The sequence below is a fragment of the Alcaligenes sp. CHO6 genome (assembly GCF_037120595.1).
In the GTDB taxonomy this organism is placed as follows: Bacteria; Pseudomonadota; Gammaproteobacteria; order Burkholderiales; family Burkholderiaceae_B; genus Alcaligenes; species Alcaligenes ammonioxydans.
On the sequence record NZ_JBANCI010000001.1, the window covers coordinates 1,277,095 to 1,289,491 of the forward strand.

Below are 12,397 nucleotides of genomic sequence, written 5' to 3' on the forward strand. Positions count from 1 at the left end.
ATTCACCTGTCAGGAGCCTGTTATGTCGCATATTGCCGTCATTGGTGCCGGTATTTCCGGAATCACCACCGCCTACGCCCTTAGTCTGAAGGGCTATCAAGTCACCGTTATTGACCGCCTTCGCTACCCCGCGATGGAAACTTCTTTTGCCAATGGCGGGCAGCTTTCCGCCTGCAATGCCGAGGTCTGGAACAGCCGCAGCACCATTTTCAAAGGCTTGAAATGGATGATGCGCAAGGACGCTCCACTGCTCTTCAACCCCAAGCCAAGCTGGCACAAATACAGCTGGATGGGCCAATTTGTGGGGGCAATTTCCGGTTACGAGCGCAACACGATCGAGACCGTCAAGCTGGCCATTGCCGCTCGCGAAAACTTGTATCAGTGGGCCAAGGACGAAAATATTGATTTCGACCTGGAGCAGCGCGGCATTTTGCATATTTACCACACGCCCGGCGGCTTTGAGTCTGGCAAAAAAGTCAGCCAGCTACTGCAAAAAGGCGGTCTGGAACGCCGTACCGTTACCAACGAAGAAATCCATCAGATCGAACCTGCTCTGCAAGGCACCTATTACGGCGGTTTCTTCACGCCCTCGGACGCCACCGGCGATATTCACAAATACACCCGCGGCTTGGCCGATGCGTGCGCCAAGCGCGGCGTGAAGTTTCTGCAGGATACCGAAGTCCTGGGTATTGATTGCGGCCCACCGCACCGTATCCAGCTCCGTACCGGCGAAGGTGCAGATGCCCACACCCATACGCTGTCCGTGGACTCCCTGGTCGTGTGCGCTGGCGTAGGCAGCCGCCACCTGGCCCGTATGCTGGGCGACTACATCAATATTTATCCCGTCAAGGGCTACTCCATCTCGGTGTACCTGGATACGCCCGAAGCCCAACATGCAGCCCCCTGGGTCAGTTTGCTGGACGAAGAGGCCAAGATTGTGACCAGCCGCCTGGGCAAAGACCGCCTGCGTGTGGCCGGCACCGCGGAATACAACGGGTCCAACAAAGACATACGCGCCGATCGCATCGCCCCGCTGACCAACTGGACACGTCGCAACTTCCACGACGCGGCTACCGACCGTGTCGTACCGTGGGCAGGTTTGCGCCCCATGATGCCGGACATGATGCCGCGCGTAAAAGCGGGCAGCCGTCCTGGCGTGTACTACAACACCGGCCACGGTCACCTGGGCTGGACCCTGTCCGCCGCCACTGCGCAGATCATTACCGAGGTGATTGCCCAGAACGAGCGTCAGTCCGCACCTGCTCAATTTGCCACCAGTCCGGCAACAACTGCTGCACCCGCCGCTGCCCATAACGTTCGTCCAGCAGATACACAAAGCCTTGATCCTGTTCATCGCGAATCACACGACCCGCGGCCTGTGTAATCTTGCGTAGTCCCGGATACAGATAGGTATAGTCATAGGCCCGCCGCTCCCCAAAGAGCCGGGCCATGACTTGCCGCACCGACTCATTGGCCGGGTTGAATTGCGGCAAACCCAAAGTGGCAATAAAAGCACCGATCAAGCGTTTACCGGGTAAATCTACCCCTTCTGAAAACGCCCCCCCCAGCACTGCCAAACCCACTCCCTTGCCGTCCAGCGTAAAGCGGTCCAGAAACTGCGTTCTTTGCTGATCGCTCATACCCGGTTGCTGATGCCAAAGCGGCATATCCGGCCAGCGCTCCTGCAAGGCCTGGCTGACCTGCTCCAGATAATCAAAGCTGCTCAAAAACAAGAGATAGTTGCCCGGCTGCTCCTGATAGGCCTGCCCGACAATATCGCACACCCCGCTCAGGCTTTGCGCCCGGTCGGCATAACGCGTGGACAAACCGGCATATTGACGTACCCGCAACTGCTCGGCTCGATAAGGAGATGCTACGTTCAACTCTGCCGTACTGGGCGGCAGCCCCAAGACATCACGATAAAACTGCGAAGGATTCAACGTGCCGGAGAACAGCACCACGCCGTGCGCATCGCCGTAGCGTTCGGCCAGAAAGGGAGCAGGCACGATATTGCGCAGGTTCAGAAGTACACCATCGCGCTGCGCCAAAATATCAAACAAGGAATGCGAGCCGAACTGCCCGGCCAGGTCCACAAAATACAGTAGCTCGAAATAAAACAGCAGCAAGGGGCTGTCTTGCGGCAGGGGATTCTCCGCTACATAGGCCCCTAAACGGGCAGCCAGATACTCGCACTGCTCCAGCAAGTCCTCCGGGATTTTTTCCAGCCCCCATTGGTCACCGCCTTCCTCGGGTATCAGGTCCTCCATCAAGCGAGTCAATGGAGCGAAATGACGCTTCAAGGCCGAAGGCGCGGCTTTACGTGCCATGCGCAACTGCACTTGCGAGAAGGACGCGGAATACATGGAACGAGCACGTTCTACCAGATTGTGCGCCTCGTCCACCAAGATCGCGCTGCGCCATTGCTGGGCCAGGGTCTGGCTATAGAGCACCGCATGTGAGTCGAAAAAATAGTTGTAGTCGCCCACAATGGCGTCCGCCCAACGCAGCATTTCCTGGCTCAAGTAATAGGGGCAGACCTGGTGTTCGCTAGCCACTTGCTGCAGGCGCTGGCTAGTTAGCATGGGCTGCTCCAGAGCTTGCTGACGGGCCGCGGGAAGCCGGTCGTAAAAGCCTTCGGCCAAGGGACAGGATTGGCCATGGCAGGCTTTATCCGGATGGGGACACTGCTTGTCGCGGGCCACCATTTCCAGCACCCGCCACGCGCCCCCACCATCCGGGCTTAAGCGCTGCAAGGCGTCCAGCGCCATTTGCCGGCCCGAGTTTTTAGCCGTCAGATAAAACAGCTTGTCCAGACCAGCCTCGGGCATGGCTTTCAGGCCCGGGAATAGGACTGCCAAGGTTTTGCCAATACCCGTGGGGGCTTGCGCTAACAGGCACTGTGCATCGCGCTGCGCCCGGAACGCAGCTACAGCCAGTTGCCGCTGACCCGCACGAAACTGTTCAAAGGGAAATTGCAGAGCAGTACAAGCTTGATCGCGCGCCAGCCTGTGTTTTTGCTCCTGCTGCCCCCACGCTACATATGCGTGACATTGCTGCTCAAAAAAGGCCCACAGGTCCGCGCGCTCCAGATACTCGGAAATGCTGGTCTCTTTGTGCTTGTCTACGTGGTAATACACCACGCTGACTGTCATCCCCGGCAAATCGCGTTCCTGGCACAACATGGCAGCATAGACCTTGGCTTGCGCCTGATGCAGGCGTCTATGGTGCCCGGGGATGGCATCAAAAGCACCACGATAGGTTTTCAGCTCTTCCAGGCAATTGCTGACGGGATCAAATCCATCGGCTCGGCCACGCACCAAGAGCCCTTCCATCTCATATGACAGCGGTACTTCGGCTTCATAGTGCTCGGGGCGACGCAGCGTTAACTGCTGATGGCCTAGAATGCCTTCCTGTGCCGTCGCCGCAGGCGTAAAGCGCAAGTCCAGATCCCCGCTGCGGGCGGTAAATTCGCATAAGGCTCGCACGCCTACCGTCCAGGCTTTCATGACGCCTCAGGCCGGGTCACATAGCAGACACGCGCGGGGATGGCGTGCTGCTCGAAATAGCTTAACCAGCGCCGTTGGTTATCTTGCAAACGATCTCCGGGCCCTTTTACTTCTATCAGCTCGTAGCTTTGCTGGGCGGGCATGAAACGCACCAAATCCGGCAGGCCGGCACGGTTATCCCGCCAATCCTGCAAGATACGCGTGAACACGAGCTGCAAATGCTGGGCGGGAATGCAGTGCAAAGCCTGCTCGATCAAGGATTCATCCAAGGCGGGCCAAATCAGCAAGGGACACTGTATGCCGCGCTTTTCCTGCCAGCGTTGCCAGATCACGGTTTTATAGTCTGTACCGTTCAGCACGCTTAAAGACTGATCAAACAAGTTCTGCCTGCGGGACACGAAATCCGGGCTCCCCCAGTCGGCCGGACAGGCCTGATAGGGATGAAAGAAAGCCCCAGGCAAAGGGGCGTAAATGGCATCCCAGCCGAGCAAACCCAGTAAGGCGGGAAACAAAGTGTTTTCTACATAAAAGACCGGTGCCAGAGGGCTGTTCCAATGGGACAGAACCTGCACTTCGACCCGACTGCCATCATCAGGCAGCACCAGGTCGCTGCGTTGTGTACGGCTCGCCGGTTTGCCGGATGGGGCAGTGGGAGGTGCCTCTAGCGCCAACTTACGACGCAGGCGCGGCAGCATACGTCGTAATTTCTGTGCCTCGCCCTCACTTTCGGGTTGCTCCCAGGCCTGGCAAAACAAGGGCCAGGCATCCTCTTGCTTTTCCTGCCGCTCCAACACCCGTAATTGACGATAACGCGCGCCCGGCCAGCGGGTCTGCGCGTAGGCCTGCTCGGCCAGTGACCACCAGTGTTGTCGCTCGGCTTGCTGGCCCAGCTGAAACACGGTTTTCGCCTTGCGTCGCCGCAACCAGTCACTGTCCGTCTGAATCCTTTGCACCGCGGCAAAGCGCTCTGTCCAGTGCTCAAGATCGGCCTCGTCCGGTGCGTCACGCAGTTCAGACAGGGTTTCATACAAACGCACGTCCTCCTGGTGCCGGAACGCTCGACTGCCTTGATCCAGCGCCACAGCCTCGTAACGATACAGGCCCAGATCACTTAATACGAACTCGGACCAATCCTGGTAATGATTGCCAAAGAACAACAGCTGCAGCCGCTGCGCCCAATGCACCACGGCCGCTGACAAACGCAGCAAGGGAGCCTGCAGTTCTGGCCGCGCGCACCACTGCAAAAAAGGCCGCTCCTGCTCACCCTGGGCCCGAGCTATCCATTGCTGATAATCCGACTTGCGGCCGGCGGCGGGCAGATCATGAAACATACGACGCAATTCAGGCATGGTATGCACGGCAAACAGGGTATCCAGATCCAGCGCAGGATCGATTTCTATGAGTTTGCAGGCGGCCAGTTCCTGCACAGCGGCCTCCAGATCTTCGATTTCGGCATAACGAAGCTTGTCGATACGAAACACCGGGCCTTTGCGCATCAACAATCGCACCAACAGTGCTTGCGCAGACTGAGACGCCTGCGCAAAAGCATGGTCGCACTGGACATGTTCGGGCTCCAGCAAGTCGGCACTGACATGCTGGACCCACTGCAATACCTGGTGGAAATTATGCAGGTAATAAAACGGAGGAAGCTCGGGCGAAATCATAAGCAGGCTGTGTATATATCCAGCTACTTTAGCATTCCTTTACACCGGGCGCGACTCCAACAAACGCATCCAGTCACGCAGCAAACCGTCCAGGCGTTGTCGCTGCGTCGCATCCAGACCTTGCAGCAGATTTTCCTCGTTGGCCAGATGGTCCACTACCACCGCGTCCACACAGGCCAGCCCAGCCGGACTCAACCGTACCAGGCTGCGACGGGCATCCTCAGGGTCGGCGATACGCTCGATCAGGCCCTGCTTTTCCAGACCGTGCAAACGGTGTGTCATCGTGCCCGAGCTGACCATCAGTGAGGAAAACAAAGCCGTGGGCGCCAAGGTGTAGGGCGGGCCGGAACGGCGCAAACTGGCCAGTACGTCAAACTCACCCAGTTGCAAACCATGACGACGAAAGTTTTCGCCCATTTGCTTTTGAACCAGTTGAAAGCAGCGGGTCATGCGTCCAAGCAGAGCCATCGCATCCAGATTCTGCAGGTCGGGCCGTTGCTCACGCCATTGCTTGATAATCAGGTCGACGGCATCCTGTTCTTCGCTAGTGCTCATGATTTCTCGGTAAAAACATTTATCTTGATATTAAGATAAAACGTCCCTACACTGGCATTTATCTCGACATCAAGACAATTAACCATGACCCGACTTTCTCTCTGGCTGGTGACGGCACTGACCGCACTGGGCCCGGCCATTTGGGGCTCCACCTATATTGTGACTACCGAAATCCTGCCGGCGGATCGCCCTTTTATCGCCGCATTCCTACGCTGTTTTCCAGCCGGTGTGATCCTGCTGTTATGGAGTCGGCGCATGCCCGCCCAAGGGGAATGGGGGCGGACCCTGATTTTGGCCGCCTTGAATATCGGCGCTTTTCAGGCGCTTTTGTTTGTGGCTGCCTATCGCCTGCCGGGCGGGCTGGCTGCCGTTGTGGGCGCCGCTCAACCCTTGGTGGTCATTGCGCTAGCCTGGGCGCTGGAAGGCAAGCGTCCGATCAGCCTGGCTTTAGTCGCTTGTGTGCTTGGCATCGTGGGCATGGGTATTTTGCTGCTCTCGCCGCACAGTCAGTGGGACGCGTGGGGCATGCTTGCGGCGATTGTCGGGGCTTTGTGTATGGCACTGGGCACCTATCTGTCGCATCGCTGGCGAAGCAGCATGCCAATATTGGCGTTCACGGCCTGGCAACTGATGTTGGGCGGATTGATGCTCGCTCCCCTGGCCTTATGGCTGGACCCACCTTTGGATGGTTCCCTGAGCATGATGCAGATCAGCGGCTATCTCTACCTGTGTCTGGTCGGCGCGCTACTGGCCTACACCTTGTGGTTCCGAGGGATTGCAGTCCTGCCATCGGTGGCGGTGTCGTCCCTGGGGCTGCTCAGCCCCTTGACCGCCGTGATACTGGGGTGGCTGATTCTGGGTCAGGCCATGACTGGCACCAGCCTGCTGGGCATGGTGTTGGTGATGGGCAGCGTGCTGGCGGTCCAATGGATCAGCAATCGTCCGCCTGCCCCACGCTCTGAGGGACGTAAAAAAAGCGCCCCTTAGTAAAACCAGCCATGGGCGCACTGCAACGAGTTCACCATCTTGCCACTTCGCCGGAAGCGGCAAGATAGTGACTAGTACCGCTCTTTCAGAACCTGTGCCAGATCAGCGGCAAAACGTTGCGCATCTTTCGCATTCAAACTCGCAAAGCTGACGCGCAAGCCTTGGGCTGGATGGCTCACCCCGAAAACCTGGCCCGAGCGAACCAACCAGCCACGCGCGGCCAGCCCGGCCAGCACAGGCTCGGCTTCCCGGTCCAGGGGTATCCATAGGTTGAACCCTTCTTCGCTATCCCAGAACGGAATGCCCTGCTTTTTCAAGGCCTGCATCAGGTCGGCCCGGGCCTGTACGTAGGCAGCCTGGGCGGCGCGGGTCTGAGCCTTGATCTGGGCGTCCGTCAAGCCGTGTACCACCATTTGCTGCAAGAGGTGACTCACCCATTGCGCCCCCGACGCCAGGCGTTGTGACAAGCGTTCGCTGGTTTGCAGGTCAGACGCCACCAGGGCCACCCGCAAATCAGGCCCCAGTCCCTTGGAGACAGAACGGATCAAGGCCCAACGCAAGTGCTCGGCGGGAATCACGTTCCGGTAAGAACTGCTGGCCAGCATCCAGAAATGGTCATCAATCATCAGCAACAGCTCAGGATACTGCTTCAGGATCTGCTCAATCTGCTTGGCCCGGGTACGACTAAGCGAACACCCAGTGGGATTGTGAGCCCGCGGCGTCAAGATCAAGGCACGCAGGCCGTCGGCCAATGCTGCCTCCAGTGAGGCTGGCACCATGCCCTCACTGTCGACCTCAATACCGACTGGTTTGTAGCCGAGCGTATGAACGGAATTGATGCTGTTCAAATAGCCTGGGTCCTCAATGCCAACCTTGTCGCCCGCCAGCAGGAAAGCCTGTAGCAAACGCTCTATGGCATCCACCGCGCCGTAGCTGACGTGGTAGTCGGTTTCCGGGGGCGTATCTTTATGAAATACCTGCTGACACACTGCGCGCAGCTCCGGCACCAGGGGATCGGCGCCATACAGGGCCTGAGTCTGACCTCGCACCCCGGCCACCAACTGAGTCGGAGCCGGTAGGTATTCCAGCGCCGGGTTTCCGCTGGCCAGATCCTGCAAGGCAGAACTGGCTCCGTGCCCTTCCCGCGCCAGCTCCCGGATCGCCTCGCGAATGCGCGTACCACGACGACCTTGCGCATCGGCCACGCCCGCAGACACCAGGCGCTTGTAGGCCAGGGCAACCGTGTTCCGGTTCAGTCCCAGTGTCTGAGCCAACTCGCGCACCGGCGGCAGGATCTGACCCGGCGCTATCCGCCCCAGCGCCACCTGCTGACGGATATCATCGAAAAGTTCCTTCGCATTGCTTCCCTGGATATTCATTTTGACCTATGACATAATAGTTTATGCGCGACCCGCAGGGTCGAGTTTATCTTTTTTTTCTTCCTTACTGGTGCGCCATGTCCGAATCCGCCCCTGATCTACTTCACACCGAGCATTATCCCACCTCCACCAGTGTAGAGGCATTTCGGGAACGCATTGCCCTGGTACAACAACGAATTGATGCTGCCTGCGTGCGGTACGGACGTGCTCCCGGCGATGTCCGCTTGCTCACTGTCAGCAAAACCTTCGGGATTGACCGCATTCGTCTGGCGTATCAAGCCGGCTGCCGCCTGCTGGGCGAGAACAAGGTGCAAGAGGCCGAAGGCAAGTACGAGGCCCTGCGCGAGGAACTGCCGGATCTGGAATGGGCTGTTATTGGACACCTGCAAAGCAATAAAGCCAAGTCGGTTGCACGCTTTGCGCGCGAATTTCACGCACTGGACAAGCTCAAGACCGCCGAGGCGCTGGATCGTCGCCTGCAAATCGAAGGCCGCAGTCTGGATGTCTTTGTACAGGTGAACACCTCCAACGAGGACAGCAAATTCGGTTTGCCGCCGCAAGACGTTCACGCATTTGTGCGCGAATTACCACAGTTTTCTGCCCTGAAGGTCAAAGGTCTGATGACCCTGGCCCTGATGGACGCCGATCCTGAACGGGTGCGCCCCTGCTTTGCGCTGCTGCGCAACTTGCGCGATCAGTTACGCAACGACATCCCGCATGCCGAAAACATGCACGAGCTCTCCATGGGCATGTCAGGCGACTACGAAGTTGCCATCTCCGAAGGCTCAACCATTGTGCGCGTCGGACAAGCTATTTTTGGCGCACGCGCCACGCCCAATAACTTTTACTGGCCCGTCTCTGATACGGCAACAACATCATGAACCCACTACGCCTGATCATTCGTCAAAACGGCAGGGAAATCGGTCACTTTGAATCCAGCCCCTGCTGCCCTCCCGAACAACTGTTGGCCGTAGCCCGACACTTGATGACGCTGCCAGACACCGAGCTGGAGTTGCAACAAGCCAAAGGCGAACATCGCATCCTCGATAGCGGCCCGCACGGTCTGCGTGTCCTGAGCGCGCAGGTACTGTACGAAACGGTCGATCTGCAGGCCTGGCTGCAACAAGGCAGCAAGGTGACCGCCTGAACACAGCCCGTGGCCGGGCCACAAGCCCATCACACGTGTGCAACCCTGTGGCGCTTACCCGCTGCCTCAAAAAAAAACATACCCGGCCAGCAGCCGGGTATGTTTCTTGTGTTTCAGACTATCAGTCCCAACTAAGACTTAACGATTCACCTGTTTGGCCGGCAAGGCAAAGGCCAGCAAACAACTTACCATCAAGCTGCCGGCAAACAGCCACAAGGCGGCGCTACCGGAACCGGTCAGATCCGTCACCCAGCCAATCAGGGAATTACTGACCAGACCCGCAATATTGGCCAGAGAGCAGGCCAAGGCAAAACCCGTTGCAGCGGCCGTGCCTTTCAGAAAGGTAGCCGGCAGGCTGAAGAACACAGGGACCGCACCCATAATCACCGCCGAAGCAACCGTAAAGGCCAATACGGTCAACCAGGCGTGATGCGCAACAAAGGTACTGACAACCAGCGCTATCGCGCCAATGGTCAGCGGCACAATCAAGTGCCAACGACGTTCACGGCGACGGTCTGAGCTGGCACCGATCATCAGCATGCCGACCACGCCGGCCAAAGACGGAATCGCAGTCATCAGGCCAATCTGGAAGGGGTCCTGCACACCGGCAGCACGAATAAAAGACGGCATCCAGAAACTGATGGAGTACGTCCCCAACAAAATGGAAAAATCGATTCCACCCAGCATCCACACTTTCAGGTTGAAAAAGCCGTCCTTGAAGCTGTGCTTGACGCCTTTGCCCTCTGCGTCATCGGCCGCCAGGTCCGCAGCGAGGCGGGATTTCTCTTCGTTATTGAGCCACTGGGCGGACTGATAATTGTTAGGCAAGGCCCAGAACGTCAGAATGCCAAGCAGCACACTGGGAATGGCTTCCAGCAAAAACAGCCACTGCCAGCCGCGCCAGCCGTTCATGTGATCAAAATGACCAATGATCCAACCGGACAAAGGACCGCCAATCACACTGGACAAGGGCAAACCGATCATGAACAAGGCAATGATCTTGCCGCGCCGATAGGTGGGAAACCACAAGGTCAGGTAGTACAGTACACCTGGCAGGAAACCGGCCTCCGCCGCCCCCAGCACAAAGCGCAGAATATAGAACTGCGTAGGCGTGGTGACAAACATGGTCAGGCCCGACAAGATGCCCCAGGTGATCATGATGCGGGCAATCCACAACTTGGCACCCACCCGCTCCAGAATGAGGTTGCTGGGCACCTCAAACAGAATGTAGCCCAGGAAAAACAGGCCCGCTCCCAGGCCGTACGCAGTTTCACTCCACTGCAGATGATCGAGCATCTGCAGCTTGGCAAAACCGACGTTGATCCGGTCCAGATACGCCGCCAAATAACAAAAACACAGAAAGGGGATCAGACGCCAGACGATCTTCTTGTAGAGATCTTCGTTACCGTCCCGGCCGGCAGGCACCGCCGTAGGACTTGGGATGGATGAATGCACCTTGTATATCTCCAGATAATTATTGGTATGCCTGGTGAACCAGAAAACTGCCTAAGAACAGCGCCTGACAGAACACAGCAGGGCCCTGAACACGTCCGCATTCCCCCCATTGGGCTGCAGACTGTTTACAGATAAAGAATGAAGGATCAACCGTGATTCCCGCTTGTCATGGCCTCTGACTCGCTTGGGCGAGAGCAGCGGGTTTACAACAGCGGGACCCGATCCGATCAGGCTGCGCCAAATCCGGATCGCTCCCGTATTTGGCGCAGCATGCCGTTTAGCTGGATTTGAGGTCCTGACCGTACAAGTCGTAGCCATACACCCAGGCCGGGTCTTCCTGGGTACGCAGGAACGTATTGGCATTGGAGACCGACTGAACGCGAGTGGCACGCTCTTTGCGGTTGAGCTCATACAACTCGAAGGCCGTGCGAAAGTCCGACAAACCGGTCTCTTGCAGGCAGCGGGTCAACATGGCGGCATCTTCAATCGCCATGCACGCGCCTTGCGCCATATGCGGCTTCATGGGGTGGCAGGCATCGCCCAGCATTACCAGACGGCCACGGCTCCACAACGGCAAGGGATTGCGGTTGCGCAAGGGCCACTTGGTAATGCTCTCGGTTGATTTGATCAAATTCTGAACCGTGGAATGATAGCCCTCAAATGCGGCCAGCATCTCTTCTTGCGAGCTGTCTACGTACGCGCCCTGAAAATCCCAGGCAGGATGTGGCACGCCCGTCACAAAATAGTATTCATCACGCTTGCCGGTGGTGTAGTACACCATCATGTGACGATCCTCTGTCCACCACTTCACACAGTCCTCGAACTCATCGGCAAAGCGGGCCAGATTCTCGCCACGGATCAGGGCACGGTGTGCCACCCAGCCGCTGTAAATCGGATCTTCCACCCCCAGCAAGGTTTCGCGAATCTTGGAGTGAATGCCATCGGCACCAATCACAATGTCGGCCGTCACGCTGGTGCCATCGGCAAACTCCAGCAACACGTCATCGCCACGGTCCACCAGATTTTGCAAGCGCTTGCCAAAATGAACGGTGCCCGGTTTGATGCTGTCGATCTGCAGGGCGTGCATATCGCCGCGGTGCACGGTGATGTAGGAAGCCCCGTATTCTTTCCGCGCAAAGTCGCCCAAAGGGATACGCGACAGATAATCGCCTGTCTCACCATCTCGGCTGAACCAGAAATCAGGGTGCGAGCCCATCTCATCGAGCGCCTTTTCCAGACCCATGCGACGGAAAATCTTCATCACGTTGGGACCCACGTGAATACCGGCACCCAAACGCGAGAATTCCGGCGCCTGTTCAAATACTTCCACCTCAAAGCCGGCCTGCTGCAACAGAGTCGCCGCAGCGGCTCCGCCAAGACCGGCCCCTACAATCGCAATCTTGACTGTCTTTTCCATCGTTAGCTCCAAATCACGGCACTCACAAAAAGTGCTCACCACATGTTTTTCGTAGTGTACACACTAAGTTTAAGCATGAAAACATAGGAAGCTGCTAGGGTTTATACCTACTTTCATGCAAAAACAGCCGCGCCAAATATGGGAGCAAAAAACCATTTAACAATAAAAAATCAAGAACTTATAAATAAAAATTAACCACAAGCACCGTCTCAAAAACTTAAGCCTACAGTTTATGAAATTTTTAAATTTAACAGTGTGTAGACTTATTTATTGCCATGCACACCCTA

Annotated in this window: 9 protein-coding genes and 1 pseudogene; 4 read left to right on the forward strand and 6 right to left on the reverse strand. The window is 57.3% G+C overall.

Annotated features, from left to right (window positions below):
* Positions 1-22: 22 nt before the first annotated feature.
* A complete protein-coding gene (locus V6936_RS06000; RefSeq protein WP_081050014.1) occupies positions 23-1,384 on the forward strand; it encodes a D-amino acid dehydrogenase in 1,362 nt (453 codons plus the stop codon).
* On the opposite strand, the pseudogene V6936_RS06005 reads toward V6936_RS06000, so the two are convergent.
* The 3 genes and pseudogenes from V6936_RS06005 to V6936_RS06015 form a co-directional block, all read right to left on the reverse strand.
* Positions 1,329-3,506: pseudogene (locus tag V6936_RS06005) on the reverse strand (ATP-dependent DNA helicase); the annotation flags it as partial. The gene V6936_RS06000 and the pseudogene V6936_RS06005 sit on opposite strands and share 56 nt — an antisense overlap.
* Positions 3,503-5,170: a VRR-NUC domain-containing protein gene (locus tag V6936_RS06010; protein WP_059317706.1), complete on the reverse strand. Its 1,668-nt coding sequence runs from the start codon at positions 5,168-5,170 to the stop codon at positions 3,503-3,505. The gene V6936_RS06010 and the pseudogene V6936_RS06005, both read right to left, overlap by 4 nt.
* Positions 5,171-5,209: 39 nt before the next feature.
* Positions 5,210-5,725 carry a MarR family winged helix-turn-helix transcriptional regulator gene (locus tag V6936_RS06015; RefSeq protein ID WP_003801180.1) on the reverse strand — a complete coding sequence of 172 codons (516 nt, stop codon included), beginning with the start codon at positions 5,723-5,725 and terminating at the stop codon, positions 5,210-5,212.
* Between the two features lie 84 nt (positions 5,726-5,809).
* Here V6936_RS06015 and V6936_RS06020 point away from each other — a divergent pair, with 84 nt between their 5' ends.
* Positions 5,810-6,712 carry a DMT family transporter gene (locus V6936_RS06020; protein ID WP_003801182.1) on the forward strand — a complete coding sequence of 301 codons (903 nt, stop codon included), beginning with the start codon at positions 5,810-5,812 and terminating at the stop codon, positions 6,710-6,712.
* A gap of 71 nt (positions 6,713-6,783) precedes the next feature.
* Here the strand turns inward: V6936_RS06020 and V6936_RS06025 are convergent, their stop codons facing one another.
* The gene (locus V6936_RS06025) at positions 6,784-8,091 is read right to left on the reverse strand and encodes an aminotransferase class I/II-fold pyridoxal phosphate-dependent enzyme (RefSeq protein ID WP_336579577.1); all 1,308 of its coding nucleotides are present in this window, start codon (positions 8,089-8,091) and stop codon (positions 6,784-6,786) included.
* 77 nt (positions 8,092-8,168) lie between these two features.
* Between V6936_RS06025 and V6936_RS06030 the strand changes: the two genes are divergently transcribed.
* Positions 8,169-8,972 (forward strand): YggS family pyridoxal phosphate-dependent enzyme, encoded by an 804-nt coding sequence (locus tag V6936_RS06030; protein ID WP_003801186.1) that lies wholly within the window; start codon positions 8,169-8,171, stop codon positions 8,970-8,972.
* Positions 8,969-9,238 carry a hypothetical protein gene (locus V6936_RS06035; RefSeq protein ID WP_003801188.1) on the forward strand — a complete coding sequence of 90 codons (270 nt, stop codon included), beginning with the start codon at positions 8,969-8,971 and terminating at the stop codon, positions 9,236-9,238. Before V6936_RS06030 ends, V6936_RS06035 begins: the two co-directional genes overlap by 4 nt.
* Positions 9,239-9,376: 138 nt before the next feature.
* Here the strand turns inward: V6936_RS06035 and V6936_RS06040 are convergent, their stop codons facing one another.
* Together V6936_RS06040 and V6936_RS06045 are read right to left on the reverse strand one after the other, a co-directional pair.
* Complete coding sequence (locus V6936_RS06040) at positions 9,377-10,693, reverse strand: MFS transporter (protein ID WP_003801191.1); 1,317 nt, start codon at positions 10,691-10,693, stop codon at positions 9,377-9,379.
* A gap of 277 nt (positions 10,694-10,970) precedes the next feature.
* Positions 10,971-12,110, reverse strand: coding sequence for an FAD-dependent monooxygenase (locus V6936_RS06045; RefSeq protein WP_003801194.1), 1,140 nt, complete (start codon positions 12,108-12,110; stop codon positions 10,971-10,973).
* Positions 12,111-12,397 lie beyond the last annotated feature (287 nt).